Genomic DNA, 25537 nt, shown 5'->3' with positions numbered 1-25537 from the left:
TTCGGTCAATATATTTTTGATTTATCATTTGTCAAATTGATGCATTTTCTCTTACATAAGTGTGACCATTTAAGTGATTATAATATTGTAGTTTTGTTAAAGAATCTTATCAAGGAGTTTTTGTTTTAAAGAAATCATATCTTCACTCACCTTACTATCCAGAATCTTGGCATAATGCTGAGTTGTTCTCATATTTTTGTGACCAAGCATTTTACTCACACTTTCGATGGAAACTCCATTTGATAGGGTAACTGTGGTCGCAAAGGTGTGACGTGCTATATGATAGGTCAATTCTTTATTAATACCACATAAATCAGCAATTTCTTTCAAGTAAGCATTCATTTTTTGGTTGCTAAGAACAGGAAGCAACCTACCACTATTTATACAAGCCGGATGATTTTTATAATTTTCAATAATCTTTTCGGCTTGGGCAAGCAGCGGTATATTAGAAGTCGTTTTCGTTTTTTCGCGATTCGTATAGATCCATTTACTTCCGTCAAGTCCTATACCAATATTTTGAGCAGTTAATTTTTTGGTGTCAATATAAGCTAACCCAGTAAAACAGCTAAACAAAAAAATATCCCTTACCACTGATAACCTCTCATTATTGAAATTTTTAGAAGAAATAGCTGACATCTCAGATTCATTAAGAAAGACTCTTGTTACTTCCTTAATTTTAGAATGATAGTTTACAAACGGATCTTTCTGAATCCATCCATTAGCAATACAAATCCTGATAACCTTTCCGAAATTCCTGATATATTTTACTGCTGAATTGTTATTGCATAGTCTTTCTGTTCGCAGGAACAGTTCAAAATCATTAAGAAAAGCATAATCAATTTTTTGAATATCAATATCCGAAATTTTATATTTCCAACGTATAAACTCCTTAGTATGGCTCAGGCAGGTTTTATAACGGGTTAAAGTTCCTTTTGCAAACTCTTTTCCAACTAGCTTTTCTATCCTGTCATTATGATCCTGAAAAATAGGAATCAACATTCGATTCTTCTGATCTCTTCCCAAGAGCTTGTTTTTAAGAACGTCACAGCTAATTATCTCTTTTTCCCGTATCAATTCGTAATACGTATCATAAACTTTCTGCTCAAATGTTTTAAGGTAAAAGTTGAGGGATTTGGATTCTTCTGAAGATCCCTTTACACTTTGAGCCTGGGAATTCCATTTCGAAGGCTGCACGGTACGCTTTGTACTGATCTCCGAAATTTTACCGTCAATAGTAATTCTCATGTAGATAGGTGCTTCTCCCTGAGCGTTCATTTTAGCTTTTTTGATATAAAAAAGCAAATTGAATGTCTTGTTCATAATATCGGTTTTAATAATTCCAAATTAATCTGATCATAAACCTGTCACAAGATGTTCAATTTCTGAACAGGCCGATGAACAGGCTATTTCCCAACTTTTCAGTGACCTGTTGTTTACCTTTTTATTAGGTCACTGAATAGGTCACTTTCAGATTGTGATTATTTAGCTCTTTTTGGAACCGACATAAAACAAAAAATGCTGTAAAACATCTATTTTACAGCATTTTGTACTATTTTGTTTGAATAGTTGCGGAGAGAGAGGGATTCGAACCCCCGGACCTGTTACAGTCAATAGTTTTCAAGACTATCGCAATCGACCACTCTGCCATCTCTCCTAATAACAGTAGTACTACCGTTTTCAGTGGTGCAAATATATAAAGTTTTTTGAAACTGACAAAATATTTTTTGGCTCTTAATAAAATATTGCACTCTATGAAGCAATTTTTTAATCATTAAGGTGCTAATATCCATCCCATTTTTATTCTCCATTCCGTATAACCAACTTGTTTTGCATCTATCTCAGCAATCTTTTCTATACCCGGAATCCTATTGATTTCTTCCTGGGAAAAAGGTTTCAAATTGACTTTCAGGCGTTCTTCATTCAGTTTATTTTTATTTTCTACCGGATATGGTAGTCTTTCTTCGGTAAGCTGTGTCCCGTATTTTTGAGGCTTGCTTTGAAAAACCTGAATTCTGTCATGCAGATAAGCAATGTTTAAAGGATTCACACCACTTTTGTTTTCAATCATCATTTTATAACATTCTTTCATAAATGCAGGCTCACTAATAGAATGCTGAATAATAAGCCATGCAGCCTCACTGGCCTTATCCCCCACTTTTGAGATCGTAGGAAAGCCTATCTTCCTAATGATTTCCCGAAGCTTTTCCGCATTTTGCCTGTGAATCTGTTCCATTTCAGGATGATAGCCGCCGGAAAGCTTTCCCTCAGAAGCCAGTTTCTCCCTAACCGACAGATCTTTTTCAGCCAGCTCTATTAATTCTTTAGAACATACTTCATTCATATCTTTAATTTTAATGAATCTATTTCAGGTCTGTTTTCATTCAGGATTGCAAATTGCCGAAAAAATTCCAAATATGTTAACTGTAAGAGTTCATTTCATTAAAAAATCTAACATTTCTGAAAAGAACTGTCACGTTTTATTCATTAAGTTTGTCTTCAAAAGAAATATCATGCAGGAAAATTACAGCAAACTGCTTACCTATGCTTACAACATCACAGGTTCTTATGAAGATTCGCAGGATCTTGTACAGGATGTGATAGAAAAATATATTTCTTTAGATAAATCCGGGGTAAGAAATGAGGTTAACTACCTGATTAAAAGTACAGTTAACCACGCCATCAATTTTAAAAACAGGCACAGTAAAAAAATGATTTACGGTGAATGGCTTCCGGAACCACTGTCGTTTGACAATGCAGAGAATAAACTGATCAAGGAGCAAACGGCACGTTACACACTCCTTGTCCTTCTAGAAAAGCTCAATCCCAAGGAAAGAGCTGTATATATTTTAAAAGAAGCTTTCGATTATTCTCACCAGGAAATTGCTGAAACTCTGGATATTTCCATTGATAATTCACGCCAGCTGCTGAGCCGTGCAGGAAAACAGCTGCAGAACATAAAATATGCTCCCGATACTGCAGATTCCAATGCTCCCGATATACTCCACAGATATCAGAAGGCACTGAGCGAAGGAAATATTCCCATGATCGAAGAACTTCTGAGAGATGACATCAGGCTTTCTGCAGACGGCGGAAAACGTATCCGCGTCATCAAAGCTGTGGAAACCGGCAAACCGGCAACAGCATCTCTTCTTGCTTATGTACAACAGCAGTTTCTTTCAGGGAAATCTTTCACTTTTAATGTTTTCAATCATCAGCCCGCTTTGTGCTTCTGGCAGGGAGAACGTATGTATAACTGCCATATTCTGGATATCGATGAACATGGGCTGATCAGGGAAATCTATTCTATTGTAGATCCTGAAAAATTGAAAAAAATTAATTAGTTTAAGGTTAAATTTTTCAGCTTTCTAACCATCTTTGTCACGTTTTGAAAATCAGGTGTGTCTTTAAAGAAAAAAGTATGAACACACTTCTCCGAATCGACAGCAGCCTTCGGCTTAAAGATTCCTATTCACGCCGTATGGGTGATTATTTTGTAAAACAGTGGATCCTGAAACATCCGGATGGATTGGTTATCGAAAGAGATACGGCAAAAAAAATGACACCTCACCTCACCCAACAGACTTTTGATGCATTTCTGAATGAAAATCTTTACACCGAAGATCTTCTTCTATCCGACAGATTGATTGATGAACTTTACAAAAGCAGTGAGATCCTGATCACCTGTCCTATGTATAATTACGGGATTCCTTCTTCTTTGAAAGCTTATTTTGACCTTGTAATCAGGACTAAGAAAACGTTTACCTATGACAATGGTATCAAAGGACTGCTTTCAGGTAAAAAAGCACATCTCATTTCGGTCATGGGTGGCATTCACTCATTACCCGGAGGTATGAATCCTCTTGAGACTCATTTAACCAGCATCTTAAATCATCTTGGCATTACTGATATCAGTTATTTTCCTTTGGAAAGCACAGCGGTTCCGGATCGGATTTCAGAGAAGGCAGAATTATTGGAAACCGCAATTTTTAATTATTTAAATTAATTATGGAAGAGATCAGACAAGCTATAGAAAAGTTTATCAAAGGTGGTGATACTTATGATGCTGACCTTTTAGAACAGGTTCTTCATCAAAACTACCAAAACATACAGGATGGATTTTTTGACCAACCTGGAATTTTCGTCTTTTCTAAAGAAGAATATATCCAGCTGGTCCGTGATAAGGTTTTTGGAGGAAAGCCCAGAACGGTTATTTACCGTTCCCTGGAACAGAAAAACAATATTGCATACGCCCAGGTTTCCCTGGAAAGTCCAATTCTCCGGTTTTCCTCACTTATTACGTGCGTTCTTGAGCAGAAAAAATGGCAGGTAATAGGCAACATTCCAACAATAGAGCAGAAATAAATAAAAAGCTGTATCAAAAAGCTCATCACAATGTTTTTGATGCAGTTTTTTGATTAAAAAAAATTAATAGTATTTGTTTTATCGTTTCACCGTAAAACATTTCCAACCTTATGCATCAACTGTTCATAAATCCTTAAAACAATCGTAATCTATAGTTCAGGGTATTTCCCAAACAGACGTTTAATTTTGTTCAGACCTAATATACAGTTAAAAGTGAAGAAAATTTTTACCTCCGTTTTATTTTGTGCATCCATTTTTTTCTATGCACAAACCGGTACTGTTTCCGGAAATATCAATGATGATTCCAAATTATCTCTGCCGGGTGCCAAAATCTCCCTGGCTCCGGGAAATATCTATACAACTTCGGACGATCATGGTAACTTTGTTTTCCTGAATGTCCCTGCAGGAAACTATACCATGACAGTAGATTATCTGGGCTATGGAACCAGCGAATATAATGTAACAGTTGAGTCTGACAAAAATACAAAGCAGAATATTATTTTTGCAAGAAAAGAAACAGCGATTGCAGAAGTAGTCGTGAGCGGATCCACCCTGAAAAACCAGGCGAGAGCATTAAATAAGCAGAAAAACAATGCCAATATCACCAATGTGATCTCATCCGACCAGATCGGACGTTTTCCTGATGCCAATATTGGTGATGCTTTGAAACGTGTTCCCGGAATCACAATACAGAACGATCAGGGAGAAGCCCGAAACCTTATCATCAGAGGTCTGGCACCTAACCTTAATTCCGTTACCTTAAACGGTGACAGAATTCCGTCTGCCGAGGGTGACAACAGAAATGTTCAGATGGACCTGATTCCTTCGGATATGATCTCTACTATCGAAGTTAATAAAACCCTTACTCCCGATATGGATGCTGATGCTATCGGTGGTTCGGTCAACCTTATCACAAGGGCTTCACCTAATGGACAGAGAATTACTGCAACGCTGGCCGGAGGTTACAATCCTATTCGTGAAAAAGGCAATTATACAGCCGGATTTGTATACGGAAACCGTTTTATAAATAAAAAGCTGGGTGCCGTTTTCAGCTTTTCCTATAACAATAATAATTTTGGCTCAGATAATATCGAACCGACATGGAGCCTGGCAGATGATGCCGCACAAACTGCCTATATCAGCAAAATGGGGGTCCGTTATTATAATGAGCACCGTATAAGACATAGTTTTGATCTGAATATGGATTATGAATTCAATTCCAAAAACAAGATCTATGCTTCTGCTATGTATAATTTCAGAACGGACAAAGAGAACAGATTTGCTTTAGGCTATAAAGTAAAACCGGTCTATAGTGATGATGAAACCGAAATTACAGGCTGGAAAGGCAGCATCACAAGGCAGAATAAAGGTGGAGATGCGGATAATGACAATACGCGTCTGGAAAGACAGAAAGTGCAGAACTATGCTTTAAGAGGGGAACATCTTCTGGGTTCAAAAATCGATCTTGACTGGTCCATGAACTATGCAACAGCAAGTGAAAAGAAACCTCATGAGCGCCATATAGAGTTTGAAAATGGAAAAATGAATTTCTCTTCAGATCTCAGCGATCCTGAAAGGCCGATAATTACTCCCCTTTCTGCCGACAATTTAGGTGTTTATAAGTTAAGTGATCTTTCAGATTCCAACAGTTTTACACAGGAAAAGGAATTTGGGGCAAAGGTCAATGTCCGTTTTCCGTTTTCTGTGATGGAAAACCAGAAAGGCAGACTTCGTGCAGGTTTACGTCTCCGTTTAAAGGAAAAGGAACGGAATAATGACTATTATGCTTTTGAACCTTTGAATGATATGGGAAGCCTGTTATCTGTTCCTACTGTTCATTTTGACGGTCAAAACTTTCAGCCGGGAAATTATGTCCCAGGAACTTTCGTGGATCCGTCATACATGGGTAATCTGGATCTGTTCAATCCCAATTTATTTAAAGGTGAGCTGAAGCCTGAAGAATTTCTTTCAAGTAATTATACGGCCAAAGAAAATATCTATGCCGGATACATCAGATGGGACCAGGATTTCAGTGATACATTTTCAATGATCGCAGGAGCCCGTATTGAAACTACAAAAATTGACTATACCGGAAATTATGTGCTGGATGAGGAAAGTCTGGCAGGAAAGATCAACCGTACGAACACTTATACCAATCTGCTTCCCAATTTGTCTTTCAAATATGTTCCTGTTCAGGATCTTATATTGCGTGCGGCATTTACAACAGCCTTGGCCCGTCCGAATTATTATTCACTGGTTCCTTACCTTAACGTTATTTCCGGGGATGAAACCATTTCGGCAGGAAATCCGGATTTGAAGGCAACGTATGCTTATAATTTCGATTTTATGGCAGAGAAATACTTTAAATCGGTCGGAATACTTTCGGGAGGTGTTTTTTATAAGAACCTTAAGGATTTTATTTATACTTATTCGAGAAGAAACTATACATCTGGTGATTTTTCGAATGATTTTGCAGGACAATCCAATCCTATTCCTGCCGGAGAAAATAACTGGAGCTTTACACAGCAGCGTAATGGTGACAATGTAGACATTTATGGTTTTGAAGTGGCCCTTCAACGTCAGCTTGACTTTATTCCGGGAGCATTCTGGAAAGGTCTGGGAGTGTATGTTAATTATACGTATACCAAATCAAAAGCGAAAGGAATCACAAATGAAGATGGTGTGGAAAGAACAGATGTAGGACTTCCGGGAGCTGCCCCGCATATGTTCAACGGATCTCTTTCGTGGGAAAATAAACGTTTCTCAGCAAGGGTTTCTATGAATTACGCATCTGATTATATTGATGAACTGGGTGGAAAATCATTTGAAGACCGTTATTATGACAGGCAGATTTTCCTTGATGCCAATGCATCTTATAAAATTACAAGCCAGCTCAGAGTTTTTGCCGAAGCCAATAATCTGACGAACCAGCCGTTACGGTATTATCAGGGAATCCAGAGCAGAACTGCACAGGTGGAATATTACAAACCGAGATTTACTTTAGGATTGAAATTTGATTTTTAAACGTATGAAAAAGTTACCATTTAGTATAGCGATATCAGTTTTACCTTTTGTGGTGAGCTGCAGCACGCAAAATTTAGGAAAAAATATAAAACCTTCTGTTATTACAGAAACGGTAGTTCATGATACCGACGATCCTGCCATCTGGATCAATCCTGCGGATTCTTCAAAAAGCATTATTATCGGAACAGATAAGGACACTGATGGCGGACTGTATGCCTTTGACCTGAATGGAAAAATCATCAATAAAGTTTCAGGATTGAAACGCCCGAACAATGTAGATATTGAATACGGCTTTATGCTGAACGGAAAGAAAACCGATATTGCCGCTGTTACAGAAAGGGAAACCAATACGGTAAGGCTTTACAGTCTTCCTGACCTGAAGGCAGTGGGTGAATTTACAGTATTTGATGGTGAAACGGAACGCGATCCGATGGGAATTTCTATGTACCGGAACCCTGTATCAGGAGAAATACATGCTGTTGTGGGAAGAAAATCCGGCCCGGCTGACGGTTATCTTTGGCAGTATAAGCTTTCTGAAAAAGAGGGAAAAATAACGGGTGAAGTTATCCGCAAGTTTGGAAAATATAGTGGTCTGAAGGAGATTGAAAGTATCGCCGTAGATGATGAAATGGGCTATATTTATTATTCTGACGAGCAGTTCGGGGTGCATCAGTATTATGCAGATCCGGCCAAAGGAAATGAGGAGCTTCTTGTTTTCGGAAAAGGTGATTTTGCATCTGATGTGGAAGGAATTTCCATCTATCCTACTTCAGAAAAAACAGGATATATTCTGGTTTCCAACCAGCAGAAAGATACTTTTAACGTGTATCTGAGAGAAGATCCCGCCAAGGGAAGAATTGCTGAAATTCCTGTTTCCACCAGTGAAAGTGACGGTTCAGAGGTAACGAATGTTAATCTTGGACACAATTTCCCAAAGGGAGTCTTTGTCGCCATGAGCAATGGCCGGGTTTTTCACTTTTACGACTGGAGGGCGATTGAAGAAAAAATTACGGCAGCCGGCAAATGAAAATTCTGAATTGAAATAGGATATTTCACATAGCTACATGATAAAGCACTGCATTTGTAGTGCTTTGTTAATAGTAGCAGTAAAGAAATTCCATCTCCTGTATATTCCTGACAATTATTATCTTAAAGAATTCACTCCTTTATAAAACAGATGCATTTGATGATGAAGTATTTTCATATCAATTTAGTTTCCGTATTAAAAAAATCACTAATTTGGGATAACTAAAAGCGGAATCTGAAAAACTTATAAAAGAGTAAGAAAAACTAAAAATTTTAATTCATGAAAAATCTTAAAAAAATTTCAAGAGAAGGTTTAAAATCAGTAAAGGGAGGTACTAAAGAAGGATGTCCGGGACCTGGATCACCATTATACCATCCTTATGCTACACAAGAACAATGTGAAACTGCTACAGGAAAAACGTGCTTTTATTCAGAAGAAAGCTATTGCTTCCCGGCGGGATGGAATGCAGATTTACTTTAATTTCTCCTTAGACCAGTCCTGAAATAATGATCATATAATTATAAGGACATAAATAATAATGGAACCAGAGTAAAAATGTTTTTGCTCTGGTTTTATTTATTTGAAGTTTTAAGCTCAACCATACATACAGCTTTCAATGATTCACATAATCACCTTTGTTTTACTTTTCTTTTCAATTCTTTGACCCTCAAAGTCAGCTGTTTTCTCAGATCATTGTGATACTGTCTGTAATTTTTTATGCTTCTTTCCAGCTGCCTCTTTTGAGCCAGATAATCTTCATATAACTCACTTAGTTCAGAGACCTTAGAAATCATGTCGGAAGGCTGGATATCCGGGTCCCCGGCTGCTTTTTTCAGCAAGCCACGATAATATTCCATACGGTCTGTAAGGCTGCTGTGAAATTTTGGTTCTATTCCCTGCATGGCTGTTGGTTTTATGTATTAAAAAATTAAAAAAATGTTCACTTTCCGATGGCTGCAGAAGGCGTATCACTCTGAAATAAAATCTTAACACTTTTGTCCAAAGTATTCTTGCCTGCTGATTTTGAATAAATATTGTTCAGCGCGGATGAAATCAAGTTTTCTTCCGGGTCTCCCAACGGAAGCAGTGGCAGCGAAGCATATTCACCGGCTGCAATCTGCGGAGGAATCCCATTGCTGTAAGCTCCTTCCCCATCCGCATTGAAAACCTTATAAATAACCGGATGAAGCTGCCACGATATTTTTTTGGGTTTCCTCTTGTCTTCCACCATAAATCCGGCCATATCTTTACCCAATGTCACACCTCCCACCTGAATAACCTGCATATAAGGTTTAAGGTTATTGATGACAATCTCCGAAGCAGATGCCGTACTGGTCGAGGTAAGAATATAAACTTTGCCCAATCCGAGGGCATTTGCACGCAGGGTATTGAAATCAAGCGCATTGGAATCGTAGCTTATCTGCTGGGCAAATGTCCGTTTGACTTCACCTCCGTTTTTGTTTCCTTTGTAAATAATAAATGGGGAGGACGAGGAAATTCCGGAAGGGATCAATGAGCACAGAGCCGCTGCTGAAGCGACTGATCCTCCATAATTATAGCGGATATCTATGATGAGCTCCTGTATTCCGGCTGCTTTGAATGCGGCAAACTTCTGATTCAAAGCAGAAGTCATTCCGTCCGGGAAATCATAGATATAAAGATAGCCTGTCTTTTTATCGTTTTTTTCAAATATTTTAGATTCCAGAGGCTGTTCAAAAGAATACCCGTAATAGACCGTGATGTTTTTTTCATTTGCAACAGTGCCATTTTCCCACTTCCCAACCGTTAATTCTATGACCGTCTGCTCTTTAATTGATGACGTCAATTCTTCGGCATTGGCTGCAGTAATCGCTTTACCGTTGATCTTCGTGATCATCATCCCTCTTTCCAAACCGGAATTGAATGCCGGGGAGTTCTTCATAACAAGTTTTACGGTGGTTACAACGCTTCCATTAGCCAACTGTATGACGGCATAATCAAAGCCATACATATTCCGGACAGAACGCGGATAAGAAGAAGGGTCCTGAGTATCTACAGCAAATGAAAAACGGTCTTGTGAAGATAAAAGGCTCTTAAAAAAGTCCTTCACCGGTAGGTGGTAATCCGGTTTGGCAGGCATCTGATCTGCCCAGTAATAATACCTTCTCATGCTGTCCTGCACCCATTGGTTTACAGATTCCCTGCTCCCTTCCGGGAAACGCGGAACGCCCTCATCATCATTACGATTGCATGATAAGATAAAGATAGACATTGCCGCGAGCAGCAGCAGAAAACTAAAATATTTCTTCATAGAATTGCCCATCATTAAAGATAATCAGCCACGTCAATCTCTCCTTTAACAGTGAGAGCACCATTTTCCATTTTTTCCTGAAGAACGATAAGATTGGCTCCCATATCCTGTTTTATTTTCACTTTAATGATTTCAGTTCCCGTATACGGCACAGAGCTATCCGGTTTATACAGTTCAAGGTAGACAGGTGCTGTATTACTGAAAAAATTATAGATCTTTACCTCAGTAAAATTTTTCTTTCCAATATTGTCAAATTCGGCAAGCACTGCCCCGTTTTCTCTTTTCAGAACCCCTTTCACATTGGAAAGTGAACTCCCAGAGTATTCACCAAGATTGGGAAAAATGAATTCAAAGCCTACTTTCCCAAGATTGATCTGCGGTTTAACAGCGGATGCCTGAAGAAAAATCCCCGGAAGATTGAAAAAATTCAGGGTTTTATAATCACTGATATTGTCGTAAGTAATATTGTAATGGGCAATTTCGGTACCCGTTTCATTGTTGTAGATCCCAAGCCTGTCCGTTTCTCCTTCATCCAGAACAAAATCAAGTCTGGTCTCTATTTTATTGGTATAAGAGGTATTCCCATCAATAGATATAGGCGTTCCGTTCAGTCTCAGCTGAATAACATCCGGCTTGGAATATCCTTTGATATTCACCTCAGCGGGCTTCTGTGATTTATCAAACGGCTGCATCACGCTGCTGTCTGAACAGGAAATAAGTAATGTAAAAAGTATGAATGCAATGAACTTATTCATTTATATTATTTTAAATTAAAAAATCTAACTCAGAAAATATTGTCCCGCCCGGTGAAAGTACGGGACAACATGATAATTATAAAAAAACTAAGTTGGATATGTTTATGATCAAACGGTTTTGCGGGGAAGCATTAAACCTGTTTGATCTATTAAGTTTTCATGGTTAATTCCTGCAGAATACTCTGAAGGCTGGGTGGATAAACGTTATGGTTATTTTTTGATAAACTTCAGTTTTTCCGTTGTTTTTCCGTCAGAAACTTCAGCAATGTACATTCCGGCCTGCAATGATGATACATTGAGAGATCTGCTGTATGACGCTGAAAGTACTTTCTGCCCGGCTACATTATAAATAGAAACCGCCGTCATATTTTCTTTAAAACCTGGATTTAATTGGAGCTGAAGGAATTCCTTTACCGGATTTTCTTCAATTTTCGTTACATTTTCTTTCTTCTTTATATCTTTTGTGCCTAAAAATGTGGAAGCATAAATCGCCATTTCATCGATATTGATATTCTGGAGATTATTACCGCTTGGCTTTCTGTTAGACCATATTCCTATATAAATCTTTTTGCCTGCAAAGGCTGAAAGATCAACAATACTTTCGTTAAACTGAGTCAGATCATTAGGAAAAGGATTCGCCACAGTTCCTGCAATGACGCTGTAAGGACTTGGAATATCATTTCCTCCTGCATCTACTGTCATAGCCTGGAAATCGGCCAATTCCGGAACCGGTTTCTGAGAGGTACTTACATAGATAAAAAGATCACGCCCTACATTGAAATGGGTTGTTCTCTGTCTTCCGATATAAGCGGCCAGGCTGATTGTTCCTGATGCGCCCTGCAGATCAATCGGCGGCGAAATAATCCAGTCGTTTTCAGTAGCAAAACCTGCAACATTTCCAGTTGGAACCAGGCTTACTGAATATCGGAGAACTCCTGCGGTTCCATAAGTAAGGGCATTGGTCCCGTTAAAATAAATATTCTGTCCCTGAACCCATCCGTTTCCATTATTGTTCAGATCATGAGCAGTCCATCCCTGAAGATCAGCAGGGGTATCAAAAGAATTGCTCCATACCAGAGACTGCGCAGCCGCCGCCTGTGAAAGCAATACAACAGATAATAAAAATAATTTTTTCATAATACAGATTATTAGAGATTTAAAAAAATAAAAGCAGGGAAAGACTTGGGATGCTTCCCCTGCATTTAAAATTATTCTACAATAGAGAAGTTATATTTCGTCCAAGTTCCCTGGAAGTCTCCACAGTTTCTAGGTGCCACGTTCCATGGTCCTACGTTGAAGAATGGCTGAGTCATTCCCCAAGCTGAAGCTGTACTTCCTACCAGTAGGTTGGCAGCAGGGATTCCCGCAGTTCCTGTACCTGTAACAGAAGTTGTAAATCCGTGTACTTTGATTGTGTTTAAAGTAGAAGCTGAAGACAGTTCAGAACCTGTTCCTTCTACTTTGATTCCTGTAGGATATCCTGTTACTACAGCATTATTCAACGTTAATTTTCCTGCTCTTCTGATGTGGATACCATTTTCATATAGTGGTCCGGAAGGCGTAGATGAAGAATATAACACATTAGTACGAGATCCTACGATAGTAAGATTATTGATCACAGGATTTGTAATAAGCGGTGTAGCTGTACCCGTTGAGTTGTTATCCAGCTCAATACCGTTGGTATCGGAAACACCACCACTAAGACTGTGTGTAGAATTGTTGTCTGCCAAAGCAAGTGCACAAGTGATAGTTCCTGTGTATCCGTTGTCAAAATCAAAGTTATCATCATCCGGAGCAAAAGAAACAAGATTAGATGCATTCACAGTACCTCCGAAGAATTCGAAAGAGTCATCTTTCCCGTAAGATACCTGGATGTGATCTAAAGTAGTCCCGTTTCCTACAGCTCCCAAAGTAAGACCGTTGATCTCATTTCCTGAGTTTGGAGCTAAAAGATCGAATCCTGCAAATTCAATACGAACATACTTCAAGATTCCTGCGTTGTGAGCAGCATTGGTACCTCCGTAATAAAAATCAGAACCTGTTAATCCTTCGATAGTTTTCGTATCAGGTGTATTTGCAGGTGCATCTCCTAAAACAATCACACCACCAAAGTCACCAGGAGCACCCGTTGTATTTTCGTCTCCATCTAACAGTTTATAACTTGTAAAAATAATCGGCTGTGTTGCTGTACCGGTAGCATCTATTTTACCAGTTTTAGAAATCACAAGAACTCCTGTAGGGGTATTCGTAGTGTTTGGTTTTGCTTTAATGAAAGTTCCCGGCTGGATAGTTAATTTAGCACCATTTTTTACGGTAACGATACCGTTGATTTCTACTACTCCGCTCCAGGTAGTGTTTGTAGTGATGTCACCACTTACAGAGGTTACCGGAAGTGAAGAAGCTGTAATATATTCAGCAGAAGCAGACTGCATTTCGAATGGTGTAGAAGAATCCGCTAAGTGATCATTTTGACAAGCAGTAAGAGATAATGCTGCAGCAGCAATTAAAGTTAGTTTTTTCATTGTTATAATTTTTAGTAGATCCAGTAATGTTATTTTTATAACCGGAAATTTTAATATTTAGGAATATCCGCCTCTATATTCCTGCGATTTGGTTTTATTTTCACCCTGCATTCCAGGAGGAGCTGTCCTGCCGGGGTTTCCCTGCTTATCCGCTGCTGTCCGGAAAAAAACAACGGCGTCCGGTTTTTATCTGACCCGGTACTGCTGTGCGCATCATCAGTATTGATCCGGCTCGTGTTCAGGATTCCGAAACCTGTACATTGCATCAATGAGCTCTTTTATTCTGTTTTTTATAATGTCTTTTAAAATGTATAATTCACGCTTAAGCCGAATATCCTTCCGCTATAAGCCCGGAATGTAATCTTGTCGATATCTTTGTCATATTTGTCAGTGGCTCCCGGCAAAAGCTTCCACGCCTCCCTGTCTGTAGATATGTTGCTACCTCCGGATCCATTCGGCACTGAATAAGAATTGAAATTGTTATAAAACTCTTTTACCCTGTTGAAAAGGTTTCTGACATTAAACTTTACTTCCAGATTTTTGTCTCTCAGAAATTTATAAGAAAGCTGGGCGTCTGCTACGGCATAAGGGCGCTGTATTTCTTCCCCGTTATAATCATATCCTACCGTGATGTACTGATCTCCTTTGGCATTGTATAAAAAGCTGGCACCTAAACGGCCTCCATCATAGGTCATGCCTAAATTGTAGGCATAAGGAGTCTGTCCGTACAGTGGTCTTTCCACTTCATAGGTTTCTCCATTGTCTCCTGTCTTATACTGATCTTTAAAAGCAATTACTTTTGTCGTGTTATAAGTAAAGTTTCCGCTTATAAAAAGTTTTTCCAGCAGGGATTCTTCAGCAATAAACCCCAGATTTTTTCGTACTTCCACTTCTACTCCTTTCAGCTTTGCATTTTTAGAGTTTCCGTTGTAGAGGAAGAGGTTTCCTTCGTTCGAAAGACGTCCTTCACGCTCAATAGGCCTGTCGATATCTTTGTAATATAGTCCGGCAGAGAATATTTCTCCAAGACCAGGAAACCATTCAAATTTAAAATCATAGTTTTTCACTACCGATGAGGTCATTTCCGTATTATAAATCAAGCCGTTGGCTACCGGATCAAAGTAAGGAAGCCCCGTTCTCTCATTGAATTGTGGACGGATTACCGTTTTATTGTAGGCAAGCCTTACATTGATTTTATTGGTAGGACTGTATGTAAAATTTACGGAAGGCATCCACTGCCACGGTTTATCATCTATCGGCTCTTTTTTAACCGTTTGATTATCTGAAAGATCTAATTGCTGAGAAATAAGGTCATACTTAAAATATTCTGCGCGGACTCCCCAAACCAATCTGAACATATTTTTCCAACGGTTATCAAGCATGACATAAAATGCATTCTGGGTTACTTTTCCTTCATACCTGTCATTTTTGTACAGGGGTCTGGTTTGCCAGCCTATTCCTCCCGGAACATATTTAGAACCGTCAAACCACTGGGCCAAAGAACCATGCATGGTGATAAAGTTTTTTTCACTGTTTGGAACATCCCTGTTTTCATCCACCCTTAAAAAGAATTTCTCCTGCTGATTGGTATTATTTTTTATAACCCCTGCATATCCTAACTTAATATCATTTTTAAAATTTCCTTTGTCTATATTCCATTTAAGCGAAGCTCCATAGTTATAATCCGTTTCTTTATTGGCGATATATCCTCTGTAGAAATTAGATCCCGAATTATAAATCCTGTGATAGTTAAGAATCTCGCTGCCAATGAAATCGTAAAGACTCAGATACTGGGTGTAGTCTTTGGTGTCAGATTTCACCCCTGTTCTTGCAGCAAACCAGTTGATTTCGGCATTTCCAACTTTGTGGTTTCCCTCAAGCTTGTTCTGTAAAAGCGTCTGGTAGATGGGATAATTGGTATTATCGGTATAAGGCTTGTCCAGATCCTTGATCTGTGAAGGATTATTATTGGGAATAATCCCGTTATAGAAATAATTATAGGATGCTTCGGCATTGGCAGCCATTCCGCTCCCTCCTGTATATTCATTCCAGCCGGTTATTCTGGTCAGCGTATTATCATAAATATGGGTGTAGGAATTACGGAAGGAGATTCTGTTTTTTCCCAGCTGTAATCCAAAATTCAGCATTCCTGCTAACGTCGAGTTGTAATTGTATGATGCTCCTTTATTTTTGAAATTGTAAAAAACAATAGGATCTGTTCCATTCGCCTGCCAGTTGGGATCGTAGGGTGCTGTGGTGTCCAGCCAGTTTCCCCTTCCTGTATGATCGATGTCTAACTTATTTTGTTCATTTCTTACCGTAAATGCTCCGGCAAAACCCCATTTATTATTATTTTTAAGGGCAAATGATCTTCCCAATGCTACTTGTACATTGGATCCCATATCTCCTGTGGTACTGAAGGTGGAAAAATTATCGTTTGTGAATCTTTTAGACTGCTCAAAAAACAAAGGATTATTCCAGTCTGTAGCTTCAAGTCCTTTGGGAAAATCTCTTGTACCATCATCATACCCGAAATAATCATATTTCCCACGTTTACGGGTCAGGAATTCTTTAAACGCCGACTGGTCATTATAGGAAGTCCCTACACTTACCGTGGTAAAGTTTTCATTGGGAATATCTTTGGTTCTTACCTCAACATAACCTCCTGCAAAGCTGGCATTCATATCCGGTGTTGCTGTTTTACTTACTACAATGCTTTCCACCATGGCGGTAGGAATAATATCAAATGAAAAATTCTGGTTGTAGGCTTCTGTACTCGGAAGGTTGATTCCGTCCATAGCTGCTGTATTCCAGCGTTCTCCCATAGACCGAACCACTACATATTTGTTGTCTATGGTCGTTATTCCTGTTACTCTTTTAAGGGTTCCACCTACGTCATTATCCGGTGTTTTGGCGATCTGCTCGGCGGAGATCCCGTCACTCATCTGGGCAGCTTTTTTCTGTTGGGCGAGAAGTCCGGCCTGCGTATCTGCTTTTCGGGTGCCGGTAATCACCACTTCCCGGATGTCCGTTATTTTGTCCGGAGCCTGCTTCATGGCAAATGAGACCGTATTGGTTTCATTAGTATTGACTGAAAGTTTTTCTACCCGAAGCGGACTGTATTTTGATGCTTTTACGGTTAAAGTATATATTCCTGAAGGCAGATCTACCACGAAATCTCCGTTATTATCTGTAAGTACAGTCTTTTTAGCAACTGTTACTTCAGCTCCGGCCACAGGATTTCCTACTTCATCCACAATCTTTCCGGTAATCCTTCCGTCTCCCGTTACCGAAATACCAGTTCCCTCATATTTTATTGAAATAAGATCTCCACGAAGGCGGAATGCTACCGGAAGGCCGTTTGTAATATCTTTAAGACAGTTATTGACAGAAGTATTTTCACATTTTACGCCTTTTACCTTCAGCTCTTTAATATCTATTTTAGAATAGGCCAGCCTCATTCCTGTTTTTCCGGCAAAATCTTCCAGAACCTCAATAAGAGGCCTGCTTGCAGGTACTGAAAATGATACTTTCTGAACCAGTTCCTGAGCTTCAGTTGCTACCGTAAAGAATACTGCCGCAACGGTAAGACCGCATTTCAATCTTTTCATATGTTCAATTTCTCTTTTAATAATTTATTTTCTTTTAGTGTTAATCTATGGTAGGTTATTTCTTCAGGGTGTATATATGATCTTCTTTGTGTACTTCAAGGCCCAATATAAAGGCCAGCGCTTCCATATTTTCATCGGCTGTACCTCCTGTGAAATCTGCTGTTATCTTCTTTTCTGCAGTTTCTTTAGGATATACGATCCTGATCTTGTAATTATTCTGCATCACATCTGCCACCTCTTTAAAGGAAACATCGTTGAAGCTTAATGACAACAGTTCTGCTTTCTGTTTTCCTAATTTTTTTTCTGTTATAAGTGAAATCACGGCTGCGGTATGGGCTATCCCGAAATTGGTCCATTTCTGGTTAGGCTTCAGGTAAGAAACCGGGACTCCGGCATAGGAAACAGCAACTTTACCTTCATAAAGCTGTACAGATTTGTCATTCCCGGATTGTGAAATTTTAAAAACAGTTCCCAGAACTTTGGTACTGAAACCATCTGCATGTACAATGAAGGGGTGAGTCTTTGATTTTGCTACAGAAAATATGGCATCCCCTTTCAGATACACTATTCTAGTGGAAGCAGGAAACGATTTATCTACTGTGAGTTCTGCACCGTTCAACAATGTAACCACAGAACCGTCTGCCAGGTAAACTTTACGGTTTTCCGAGCCCGAAGTATAGGTATCAGGTTTAAAGAATGCAGTATATAGGATTCCTCCTAAAGACAACAGAAGTATAATTGCAGCCGCAGCTGTGTATACATATTTTTTTAATGAATAGAGAGGAGCTGTCTGGACGGGCTTAATAAAATACAGTTCGAGTGCAGATAAAACCCTTTCTTTGGATTCCTTCATATGGATTCTGTCCAGGTCTTTTTCTGTCCGGATTTCCCACTGACTCAAAATTTCTTTTTCTTTTTCAGAGATTTCCCCCTCGGAAACTTCCCTTTGCCAGAGCTTAAAAACAAAAGCTGCAGTATTCTTATTTTTTTGGCTTTTCATAAAATATTTCATGTATTCACAGATACTTCTATCTATAAGACTGTGAAAATGAAAAACTTCCCCAGGCGGTTCTTAATATTGTATTCACATTAAAACCAACTTGTTAACATTTTTAACCCATTCTACTGCTTTCTCAACATTTGATTCACATTTAGGGGATATCTTTCAGAAATAATTAATCTTAGAATCCCCAAAGTTCATAAAAAGTTAATTTTCCTTTAGGTAATTTTGTACCAACGATATGATGCTTACAGACTATACGATATTAAAGAAGATAAAATCAGGTGACCGTCCTGCATTCATGCTGTTCTATGAGCGGTATTGGGACAGTCTTTACCGTTTTGTTTTCACGAGGACGAGAGATAAAGAGATGTCTGAAGAATTGCTGCAGAACCTCTGGATAAAAATACTTGAAGACACCACTTCCATACAGACCGACGATACTGAAAGTGCAAAAGGCTACCTCCTGCGTTATCTTCATTACAGAATTATTGATCATTATAACAGTTCTAAAAAGGTCCCGTCTACCATTAGTATTGATGAATTTGACCCTACAGGCGAGATGAATATATCTGATACGGAATATTTTGAAATTCTTGAAGAAAACGAGATCTCTGCTTTATTATCTATGATTGATGAGGTGGTTTCACAGCTTCCCACGACGGAACAGAGCGTGTATGATATGAGAATCAGAAGAAATATGTCTGTTGATGAAACAGCAGAAGCTCTCGGCATCAGCAATAAGACGGTAAGTAATAAATTAAGCAAAGCTTTGGGGGAAATAAGAGAGCAGCTGAACCCGGAATACCAGTCTTCTAAAAAACTAGTATCTATCCTGATGCTGATGGAAATACTAACGAAGTATTGAATTGGGGAATGGAAGCGGATGCCTGAAGAAGGAAGTTAAGCCATAGCACTTCTTTTTTCTTATTTTTCCCTCTTTCAGACTAAATTCCCTCCTGATCGGGTTTAACCAAAAGAATTTTTCTGTATTCTTTAGGCGTCATATTCCTGTGCTTCTTGAAGAGCCTTGACACATGGCTTTCATCACTGAACTGGAGTTCATACGCGATTTCGCTCAATCGGACACTGCTGTATTTCAAATAGGTTTCTACCAGTTTCAGGCGGTAATCCAGCAGATAATCCTGATAGGAAATTCCTGTATGCTGCTTGAAGTATTCCCCGAAATAATTCTTTGAAATCCCGAAATGATCTGCTATGGAATGTATCCTGGTCTTCTCTTTATCTTTTACATGCTCCTGAATATAGGTAATGATTTTCATGATGGAGAAAGCTTTTACGTTCTGCTGTAGATCTGAGGTTTCGCTGTCAATGATATTCCGTGCTATAATATTCAACAGGATAGAAATACAGTTACGGATAATCAGATAGTCATCAGTTTTACGCTTATGCTCTCTGGTAATTTGTATAATGAGGGTTTCAGCAAAACGTTCATCATCCTTATTCCGGAATACACATCCTGCCCTTGCATGATAATTATTGCTTATATATTGGAGTTTATAAAGGTTTTCGCAGCTTTCTATACGGTCAGCTTCCAGTCTTATTTTATCTATAAACTCAATCGGGCATTCTATAACGATCAATTGGGCATCATTGCTTTCAAAATGGTACAGCTGATGCTGGGGAATAATAAAAAGCTTCGATTCCCCGAATGTAATAGTTCGTTCGTCATACGTGAGTGTTCCACAACCCTTCAGAACATACACCAGTGAAAGAAAAGCTTTTGTTTTGAGAGCTATTCCTTCGCTGCAAAACCTGATTTCCTTTACATCAATGTGTTCAACCTGTAACATTTTCATGTTTGAATACTTATTTTTCCTCCAAAAGTACAATTTTACAGGTACAATAAGCGGCTAATTTTGCAGAAAAAATATGAACATCTATCCCAAACGATGGCAGGCGCTTGGCTACCTCACAGCAGGAGCCTTTCTTTCGCCTCTCGATTATTTTATAGTCAATATGGCACTTCCCTCCATTAAAAAAACTTTTAGTGCCAGTGATCATCAGCTACAAATGGTAGTTGCCATTTACGGGCTTACTTATGCTGCGCTTGTGGTTTGTGGGGGACGTCTGGGCGACTTATATGGCCGCAAAAAAATATTTACTTTGGGATTATATCTCTTTTTACTTTCTTCTCTTGCCTGTGCTTTCTCTCCAAATATTACACTTCTTATTATTTCACGGATGTTTCAGGGAGTTGGCGCTTCTTTTCTGGCCCCTCAGGTTCTGGCATCTATAAGGGTTTTATTCAACAGCAGCGAGCAGCCTAAGGCAGTCAGTATATTCAGTTCCGTATTCGGTTTGGCTTCTGTTGCAGGACAATTGTTAGGTGGATTTCTGCTTAATCTTCACTGGATAACATTTTCATGGGAAACGGTATTTTTAGTCAATGTTCCCGTTACGCTGCTTTGTATCGTAGGTATCCATTATACCATGGAGAATAACCGAGAAGAAAAAAGACAAAAAATTGATTATGCCGGCGCGCTATTGCTAATCACCTCATTATTAATGTTTATATGTCCTATTATTTTTGGACGGAAATACCAGTGGGCATGGTGGATTTTTGCGATTCTACTATCAGGACTTTTACTGTTGATGGCGTTTTACAGATATGAAGTTAAATCATTGCGTAAGAACAGGCCTGTATTGATAGACCCTACTCTTTTGCAGTACCACCCGTTTGTTCTTTGTCTCCTGATTATTTTCTTTTACAATTTCACATCAGGACTGTTTATCTGCTATCCGTATTATTTGCAGCAGTTCCTGAATTGGAACCCGGTAGATACAGGTCTTGCTATTATTCCCTACGGAATGGCTTTTTTTATCGGACCATTGCTTATTTCCAAAGTAAAATATTCTTCACATATCATGGTTTACATTGGTTTGGGATTATTGATTTCAGGGTTCTCTTTAGCCTCAATATTCATTTATCTTCAGGAAAAACCTTCAATAAAAATGGATATCAGCTTATTTTTGGCCGGGCTGGGTCATGGTATTATCATGCCTGTGATGATGCGGGACGCTATTGCATTAATAGACAGAGAAAAGGCAGGTCAGGCCTCAGGGTTGATCAGTATCAGCATACAGATCGGGAGTGTAACCGGTGGTACCATTATCGGAACTGTGTTTTTCAGCACAATTGAAACTCTGGGATTCCCGAAAGCCTTTGCCCTGGCTATTTTAATGATTGCAATCTTTCAGGTCGCAGGAATTTTCATCAATAAGAAGCTTTTGAAGCATAAAACATTATATTGAGTAGATTATATGTCATTTTTTTAATAACAATAATTATATATTTAAACTTATGAATAACACAGAAAAAATCATTACAGAAATCAATGGATTTCACAGAGATATTGAAGCTTGGTTTCGTGGAGAACAAGATCAAAACAGGCTTTACAAAAAGCTTCTGTCGGGATTTGATGCAGATTTCAGAATGGTTACAGGAAACGGCGATACTGTGACTTTGGCTACATTTTCAGAATGGCTTCCGGGAGCATACGGTAAATTTCCGGAACGCAGCATTGTCATTGAAAATATTGATGTTCAAATTACAGAAAGCCATGGACTGTCTTCGTACATTGAGATCCAGACAACCGGATCTGTAGTGACACGGCGGAAGTCATCAGCTGTCTTTGTGATACGGGAGGAAAAAGTATTCTGGCTTCATCTTATTAAGAATTGGATCTGATTTTTTAGGACGGGATTCTTGATTTTAGATTTTGGCTAAAGCCAGATGATCAAGGCATTTTTTTTGTAAGCGGGCTAAAGCCCGCTCCTATTGAATTTTAATAACAAGATCTTTTATCTTTTATCTTTTATCTTTTATCTTTTATCTTTTATCTTTTATCTTTTATCTTTTATCTTTTATCTTTTATCTAAAAATCACTCACTAATTTTATACACACACCGCTGTCCACCGGAAAGAATATGACTTACTCTTTCCACCTGATATTCTTTGCCGATCAGGTTCCGGAAGTTGGAAAGCTCTGCCCGGCAGAATCCCTGACATTCGGTGGCAGCGGCACATATCGGGCAGTGGTTTTCGATGAGGAAATACTCATTGCCTTCTTTCGTCCATTCTGCCATATAGCCTTCTTCACTTCGGGCCTGTACCAGCACTTCTAACCGTTGTTCTAAGGATTCTGCTTTTACCAAAGCTTTTTCATAGCGTTCGTACGTATTTTTTTCTCTGTCATTGATCAGCAGATCCAATGCGTTTTCTCCCAACAAATTTTTTACAGACCTCAGGATCTGTACAGTTACGTCGGCATGGGAATCCGGAAACTGCGACAAACCTTTTTCCGTAAGAGTATAGTAGGTTGAAGGTCGTCCGACCCCTTCACTTTTTGCGACAGGCCGGATGAGTCCTTCCACAGCAAGATTCAGTAAATGCTTTCTTGCACCTTCTTTTGTTATGGAAAGCTCTTTAGAGATCAGAAGCGATGTCGCCTCCCCTCTCATTTTTAAGAACATCAGGATTCGGTCTGCTGCCGGCTTCTTCATTTTACAATAATTTAGTTGTTTTATTTTATACAACAAATATAGTCATTTTCTATAATCTTTAGTTTTATATATTAAATTACAGCTATTCAAGTGTTTAAAGTAAAATACGCTCATTCAATAAAACAACAATAAAGTTGTTTTATTGAAATATATGATTACCTTTGGAATACATTAATTAAAAAAATAAAAGCAATGAGCACATTTACACTACCTCAGCTTCCTTATGCTTACGATGCACTGGAACCATTTATAGATAAAGAAACAATGACCATTCATCATCAGCGTCACCATCAGGCTTATGTGGATAATCTGAATGCAGCTTTGAAGGCGTCGGATGAAACTTCAGACGATCTGGATTCCATCCTTCAAAGAATCAGTGAATACAGCCCTGCCGTAAGAAATAACGGTGGCGGACATTTCAACCACTCATTATTTTGGGAAATTCTCTCTCCACAACCTCAGTTAAACCCTGAAGGAAAACTGGCAGAGGTTATCATCTCCACTTTTGGAAGCCTTGAAAACCTTAAGGCTGAAATGAAAAAAGCAGGTCTTGGACAGTTTGGATCCGGATGGGTATGGCTGTTTGTAAAATTTAACGGTTCGCTGGCTGTGGCCTCTACTCCCAACCAGGATAACCCGATGATGGATATCCAACAGGTCAACAGAGGTTTTCCGATTCTTGGAATTGACGTATGGGAACATGCTTATTATTTAGCTTACCAGAATAAAAGAGCGGATTATCTGGATTCATTCTGGTCTGTTTTAAATTGGTCAGCCGTAGAGAAAAAATACGAAGAAGCTCTTTCAAAAATTAAATAACTAACTTTAATATTGATTACAAAATCAATTATGGATCAGAAAATATTCATCAATAAAGCAGAAGCCTCCGGAATCATTGCCCTTGATCTCTCAGACTACAGACCAACTACAGAAATTATGGAACTGGATATCAAAGATCATCTTTTCATGGGAATGATTGTAAAGGAAAAGGAATTTAAGGAATCCATTGCTGCCGTAGACTTTTCTGTATACAACGAAAAAGCTGTAGCAATTATTTGTTCTACGGATGCTATTATTCCGCCCTGGGCATTGATGATGTTAATGGAAAAACTATCTCCTTATGCCATTTATGCAGATTTAAATAATACAGAAACGGTTCTGCTGGATCTTTGGAAACGCCGCCTTATGTATGCAGATCTGAGATCATATAAAAATCAGAAAGTTGTTGTCCGGGCAAAAGCTGATCATGATCCTTCTCTGTACTTATTGGCAGCCGGACTTTTGAAACCTTTGGTCAAAACTTTGATGTATGGTGAAATAGGTCTTCCGAAAGTAATCTTTAAAAGTTAAAAGCAATGAAAGCACTTATATTAAACGGTTCTTTAGAAAAAAGACCTGAATCTACTTCCGGACGAATTTCCCGATACTTTGCAGAAAGGCTGGAGCAATCAGGCTTCCAGACAGAGATCTTTACATTGGCAGATTCGGGAATTCCACTTTTTGACACTGCCCTTACTAAAACTCCTTTGGCTGTAGAACGCATGTGCCAGCTATTTCTGGAGGCAGATATTCACTTCTGGTTAGCTCCGCTTTATCACGGCAGTATTCCGGGAGTAATGAAAAACTGTCTGGACTGGCTTGAAGTTACAGCCAATCATTATCAGCCTTATCTCACGGATAAAACGGTTGGCCTGGTTTGCTGGGCAGATGGCCTGCAGGCTATGCAGGGCATCAATACTATGGATGCGGTTGCAAAATCTCTGCGGGCATGGCCTCTTCCTTTCAGCATACCTATTATCAGATCAGCATTATTTGATCCGGAAGATCCGGCAAAAATATCTTCTTTATATTCTGCTAAATTTGATCAGATGATCGGCATTGCAACTACCAAGAGAATAGGAAAGATATAGTAAAAATTATAACCCATTGCTATTTCATTTAAGTTATGTTTAGACGGAGATTTCTCGGACCATAACAAGTCAGGAGAAATCTCTTTTAAATCTTTTTAAAAAAATATAATATGGCTATTACAATAACCGATGACTGCATTAACTGCGGAGCCTGTGAACCCGAATGTCCTAATTCAGCAATCTATGAAGGTGCTGTTGACTGGAGGTGGCAGGATAAAACAAAGCTTTCCGGAAAAGTAATCTTTCCGGATGGAGCGGAAACAGATGCAGGAGCTTACCAACAGGCTTATTCGGACGACGTTTACTATATAGTTCCGGGAAAATGTACAGAATGTAAAGGATTTCATGAGGAGCCGCAGTGTAAAACGGTATGCCCGGTAGATTGCTGTGTAGATGATCCTGAGCACCGTGAAACCGATGACATTTTATTCAGCCGCAAAAAATTCCTTCACTCTTAAGATAAGTGAACACATTAATTAGAAACCAATATAAAAGCGGGAATAAACCCG

General features: G+C 38.9%; 25 protein-coding genes and 1 tRNA gene. 13 read left to right on the top strand and 13 right to left on the bottom strand.

All coding sequences use genetic code 11. The annotated features are described in order from the left end of the window. Nucleotides 1-96: 96 nt before the first annotated feature. The 3 genes from DRF61_RS18350 to DRF61_RS18340 all read right to left on the bottom strand — a co-directional run bounded on the left by DRF61_RS18350 (nt 97) and on the right by DRF61_RS18340 (nt 2341). Complete coding sequence (locus DRF61_RS18350) at nt 97-1320, bottom strand: site-specific integrase (RefSeq protein WP_111959740.1); 1224 nt, start codon at nt 1318-1320, stop codon at nt 97-99. Between the two features lie 249 nt (nt 1321-1569). Beyond that, a tRNA-Ser gene (locus DRF61_RS18345) sits at nt 1570-1654 on the bottom strand. Nucleotides 1655-1771: 117 nt separating this feature from the next. Next, nucleotides 1772-2341, bottom strand: coding sequence for a DUF6624 domain-containing protein (locus DRF61_RS18340; RefSeq protein ID WP_111959738.1), 570 nt, complete (start codon nt 2339-2341; stop codon nt 1772-1774). Nucleotides 2342-2414: 73 nt separating this feature from the next. Between DRF61_RS18340 and DRF61_RS18335 the strand changes: the two genes are divergently transcribed. The 6 genes from DRF61_RS18335 (at nt 2415) to DRF61_RS18310 (ending at nt 8893) form a co-directional block, all read left to right on the top strand. Then, nucleotides 2415-3341: a sigma-70 family RNA polymerase sigma factor gene (locus DRF61_RS18335; RefSeq protein ID WP_157963403.1), complete on the top strand. Its 927-nt coding sequence runs from the start codon at nt 2415-2417 to the stop codon at nt 3339-3341. Between the two features lie 77 nt (nt 3342-3418). Next, the gene (locus tag DRF61_RS18330; RefSeq protein ID WP_111959734.1) at nt 3419-4003 is read left to right on the top strand and encodes an FMN-dependent NADH-azoreductase; all 585 of its coding nucleotides are present in this window, start codon (nt 3419-3421) and stop codon (nt 4001-4003) included. A 2-nt stretch (nt 4004-4005) separates the two neighbouring features. Continuing rightward, nucleotides 4006-4362 (top strand): nuclear transport factor 2 family protein, encoded by a 357-nt coding sequence (locus DRF61_RS18325; protein ID WP_111959732.1) that lies wholly within the window; start codon nt 4006-4008, stop codon nt 4360-4362. 213 nt (nt 4363-4575) lie between these two features. Next, entirely contained in the window at nt 4576-7386 is a 2811-nt protein-coding gene (locus DRF61_RS18320) for a TonB-dependent receptor (RefSeq protein WP_111959730.1), read from the top strand. A gap of 4 nt (nt 7387-7390) precedes the next feature. Next, the gene (locus tag DRF61_RS18315; RefSeq protein WP_111959930.1) at nt 7391-8413 is read left to right on the top strand and encodes a phytase; all 1023 of its coding nucleotides are present in this window, start codon (nt 7391-7393) and stop codon (nt 8411-8413) included. A 279-nt stretch (nt 8414-8692) separates the two neighbouring features. After that, nucleotides 8693-8893, top strand: coding sequence for a bacteriocin-like protein (locus DRF61_RS18310; protein WP_111959728.1), 201 nt, complete (start codon nt 8693-8695; stop codon nt 8891-8893). Between the two features lie 149 nt (nt 8894-9042). Here the strand turns inward: DRF61_RS18310 and DRF61_RS18305 are convergent, their stop codons facing one another. From DRF61_RS18305 to DRF61_RS18270, 8 genes are all read right to left on the bottom strand, one after another. After that, on the bottom strand, nt 9043-9315 hold the full coding sequence (locus DRF61_RS18305) for a hypothetical protein (RefSeq protein ID WP_111959726.1): 273 nt from the start codon (nt 9313-9315) through the stop codon (nt 9043-9045). 38 nt (nt 9316-9353) lie between these two features. After that, nucleotides 9354-10703: a S41 family peptidase gene (locus DRF61_RS18300; RefSeq protein ID WP_111959928.1), complete on the bottom strand. Its 1350-nt coding sequence runs from the start codon at nt 10701-10703 to the stop codon at nt 9354-9356. A gap of 14 nt (nt 10704-10717) precedes the next feature. After that, the gene (locus tag DRF61_RS18295; protein ID WP_228452725.1) at nt 10718-11458 is read right to left on the bottom strand and encodes a hypothetical protein; all 741 of its coding nucleotides are present in this window, start codon (nt 11456-11458) and stop codon (nt 10718-10720) included. 210 nt (nt 11459-11668) lie between these two features. Beyond that, on the bottom strand, nt 11669-12595 hold the full coding sequence (locus DRF61_RS18290; RefSeq protein ID WP_111959724.1) for a T9SS-dependent choice-of-anchor J family protein: 927 nt from the start codon (nt 12593-12595) through the stop codon (nt 11669-11671). A 71-nt stretch (nt 12596-12666) separates the two neighbouring features. After that, the gene (locus tag DRF61_RS18285) at nt 12667-13980 is read right to left on the bottom strand and encodes a hypothetical protein (protein WP_111959722.1); all 1314 of its coding nucleotides are present in this window, start codon (nt 13978-13980) and stop codon (nt 12667-12669) included. Between the two features lie 50 nt (nt 13981-14030). Further along, nucleotides 14031-14246, bottom strand: coding sequence for a hypothetical protein (locus tag DRF61_RS18280; protein WP_111959720.1), 216 nt, complete (start codon nt 14244-14246; stop codon nt 14031-14033). A gap of 36 nt (nt 14247-14282) precedes the next feature. Continuing rightward, nucleotides 14283-17591, bottom strand: coding sequence for a TonB-dependent receptor (locus DRF61_RS18275; RefSeq protein ID WP_111959718.1), 3309 nt, complete (start codon nt 17589-17591; stop codon nt 14283-14285). 55 nt (nt 17592-17646) lie between these two features. Beyond that, nucleotides 17647-18591: a FecR family protein gene (locus DRF61_RS18270; protein WP_228452727.1), complete on the bottom strand. Its 945-nt coding sequence runs from the start codon at nt 18589-18591 to the stop codon at nt 17647-17649. Nucleotides 18592-18832: 241 nt separating this feature from the next. On the opposite strand from DRF61_RS18270, the gene DRF61_RS18265 reads away from it, so the two are divergent. Further along, a complete protein-coding gene (locus DRF61_RS18265) occupies nt 18833-19459 on the top strand; it encodes an RNA polymerase sigma factor (RefSeq protein ID WP_111959714.1) in 627 nt (208 codons plus the stop codon). 79 nt (nt 19460-19538) lie between these two features. Here the strand turns inward: DRF61_RS18265 and DRF61_RS18260 are convergent, their stop codons facing one another. Continuing rightward, complete coding sequence (locus DRF61_RS18260; RefSeq protein WP_111959712.1) at nt 19539-20411, bottom strand: AraC family transcriptional regulator; 873 nt, start codon at nt 20409-20411, stop codon at nt 19539-19541. A 73-nt stretch (nt 20412-20484) separates the two neighbouring features. Here DRF61_RS18260 and DRF61_RS18255 point away from each other — a divergent pair, with 73 nt between their 5' ends. Further along, on the top strand, nt 20485-21867 hold the full coding sequence (locus tag DRF61_RS18255) for an MFS transporter (RefSeq protein WP_111959710.1): 1383 nt from the start codon (nt 20485-20487) through the stop codon (nt 21865-21867). Between the two features lie 49 nt (nt 21868-21916). Beyond that, nucleotides 21917-22303 (top strand): hypothetical protein, encoded by a 387-nt coding sequence (locus DRF61_RS18250; protein WP_111959708.1) that lies wholly within the window; start codon nt 21917-21919, stop codon nt 22301-22303. Between the two features lie 194 nt (nt 22304-22497). Here the strand turns inward: DRF61_RS18250 and DRF61_RS18245 are convergent, their stop codons facing one another. Next, the gene (locus DRF61_RS18245) at nt 22498-23118 is read right to left on the bottom strand and encodes a helix-turn-helix transcriptional regulator (protein WP_111959706.1); all 621 of its coding nucleotides are present in this window, start codon (nt 23116-23118) and stop codon (nt 22498-22500) included. Nucleotides 23119-23310: 192 nt separating this feature from the next. Here DRF61_RS18245 and DRF61_RS18240 point away from each other — a divergent pair, with 192 nt between their 5' ends. The 4 genes from DRF61_RS18240 to DRF61_RS18225 all read left to right on the top strand — a co-directional run bounded on the left by DRF61_RS18240 (nt 23311) and on the right by DRF61_RS18225 (nt 25486). Next, on the top strand, nt 23311-23937 hold the full coding sequence (locus tag DRF61_RS18240; protein WP_111959704.1) for a superoxide dismutase: 627 nt from the start codon (nt 23311-23313) through the stop codon (nt 23935-23937). Between the two features lie 30 nt (nt 23938-23967). Next, nucleotides 23968-24468, top strand: coding sequence for a DUF2480 family protein (locus DRF61_RS18235; protein WP_111959702.1), 501 nt, complete (start codon nt 23968-23970; stop codon nt 24466-24468). 5 nt (nt 24469-24473) lie between these two features. Beyond that, complete coding sequence (locus DRF61_RS18230) at nt 24474-25028, top strand: NADPH-dependent FMN reductase (protein WP_111959700.1); 555 nt, start codon at nt 24474-24476, stop codon at nt 25026-25028. Between the two features lie 110 nt (nt 25029-25138). Next, nucleotides 25139-25486, top strand: a complete 348-nt coding sequence (locus DRF61_RS18225; RefSeq protein WP_111959698.1) for a 4Fe-4S dicluster domain-containing protein — start codon at nt 25139-25141, stop codon at nt 25484-25486. The last annotated feature ends 51 nt before the right edge of the window (nt 25487-25537 follow it).

Source organism: Chryseobacterium lathyri (genome assembly GCF_003290185.1).
In the GTDB taxonomy this organism is placed as follows: domain Bacteria; phylum Bacteroidota; class Bacteroidia; order Flavobacteriales; family Weeksellaceae; genus Chryseobacterium; species Chryseobacterium lathyri.
Note: the sequence above shows the minus strand (reverse complement) of the source record. Positions and strands in the feature narration are given on the sequence as shown.

What these genes read in the sequence shown, in the direction of transcription:
- DRF61_RS18325 (WP_111959732.1), top strand. Translation starts at nt 4,006, where the DNA reads ATGGAAGAGATCAGACAAGCTATAGAAAAGTTTATCAAAGGTGGTGAT.
- DRF61_RS18240 (WP_111959704.1), top strand. Translation starts at nt 23,311, where the DNA reads ATGAGCACATTTACACTACCTCAGCTTCCTTATGCTTACGATGCACTG.
- DRF61_RS18230 (WP_111959700.1), top strand. Translation starts at nt 24,474, where the DNA reads ATGAAAGCACTTATATTAAACGGTTCTTTAGAAAAAAGACCTGAATCT.
- DRF61_RS18260 (WP_111959712.1), bottom strand. Translation starts at nt 20,411, where the DNA reads ATGAAAATGTTACAGGTTGAACACATTGATGTAAAGGAAATCAGGTTT.
- DRF61_RS18315 (WP_111959930.1), top strand. Translation starts at nt 7,391, where the DNA reads ATGAAAAAGTTACCATTTAGTATAGCGATATCAGTTTTACCTTTTGTG.
- DRF61_RS18305 (WP_111959726.1), bottom strand. Translation starts at nt 9,315, where the DNA reads ATGCAGGGAATAGAACCAAAATTTCACAGCAGCCTTACAGACCGTATG.
- DRF61_RS18245 (WP_111959706.1), bottom strand. Translation starts at nt 23,118, where the DNA reads ATGAAGAAGCCGGCAGCAGACCGAATCCTGATGTTCTTAAAAATGAGA.
- DRF61_RS18250 (WP_111959708.1), top strand. Translation starts at nt 21,917, where the DNA reads ATGAATAACACAGAAAAAATCATTACAGAAATCAATGGATTTCACAGA.
- DRF61_RS18235 (WP_111959702.1), top strand. Translation starts at nt 23,968, where the DNA reads ATGGATCAGAAAATATTCATCAATAAAGCAGAAGCCTCCGGAATCATT.
- DRF61_RS18265 (WP_111959714.1), top strand. Translation starts at nt 18,833, where the DNA reads ATGATGCTTACAGACTATACGATATTAAAGAAGATAAAATCAGGTGAC.
- DRF61_RS18335 (WP_157963403.1), top strand. Translation starts at nt 2,415, where the DNA reads ATGTTAACTGTAAGAGTTCATTTCATTAAAAAATCTAACATTTCTGAA.
- DRF61_RS18275 (WP_111959718.1), bottom strand. Translation starts at nt 17,591, where the DNA reads ATGAAAAGATTGAAATGCGGTCTTACCGTTGCGGCAGTATTCTTTACG.
- DRF61_RS18310 (WP_111959728.1), top strand. Translation starts at nt 8,693, where the DNA reads ATGAAAAATCTTAAAAAAATTTCAAGAGAAGGTTTAAAATCAGTAAAG.
- DRF61_RS18350 (WP_111959740.1), bottom strand. Translation starts at nt 1,320, where the DNA reads ATGAACAAGACATTCAATTTGCTTTTTTATATCAAAAAAGCTAAAATG.
- DRF61_RS18330 (WP_111959734.1), top strand. Translation starts at nt 3,419, where the DNA reads ATGAACACACTTCTCCGAATCGACAGCAGCCTTCGGCTTAAAGATTCC.
- DRF61_RS18290 (WP_111959724.1), bottom strand. Translation starts at nt 12,595, where the DNA reads ATGAAAAAATTATTTTTATTATCTGTTGTATTGCTTTCACAGGCGGCG.
- DRF61_RS18225 (WP_111959698.1), top strand. Translation starts at nt 25,139, where the DNA reads ATGGCTATTACAATAACCGATGACTGCATTAACTGCGGAGCCTGTGAA.
- DRF61_RS18270 (WP_228452727.1), bottom strand. Translation starts at nt 18,591, where the DNA reads ATGAAAAGCCAAAAAAATAAGAATACTGCAGCTTTTGTTTTTAAGCTC.
- DRF61_RS18300 (WP_111959928.1), bottom strand. Translation starts at nt 10,703, where the DNA reads ATGAAGAAATATTTTAGTTTTCTGCTGCTGCTCGCGGCAATGTCTATC.
- DRF61_RS18280 (WP_111959720.1), bottom strand. Translation starts at nt 14,246, where the DNA reads ATGCAATGTACAGGTTTCGGAATCCTGAACACGAGCCGGATCAATACT.
- DRF61_RS18285 (WP_111959722.1), bottom strand. Translation starts at nt 13,980, where the DNA reads ATGAAAAAACTAACTTTAATTGCTGCTGCAGCATTATCTCTTACTGCT.
- DRF61_RS18255 (WP_111959710.1), top strand. Translation starts at nt 20,485, where the DNA reads ATGAACATCTATCCCAAACGATGGCAGGCGCTTGGCTACCTCACAGCA.
- DRF61_RS18340 (WP_111959738.1), bottom strand. Translation starts at nt 2,341, where the DNA reads ATGAATGAAGTATGTTCTAAAGAATTAATAGAGCTGGCTGAAAAAGAT.
- DRF61_RS18295 (WP_228452725.1), bottom strand. Translation starts at nt 11,458, where the DNA reads ATGAATAAGTTCATTGCATTCATACTTTTTACATTACTTATTTCCTGT.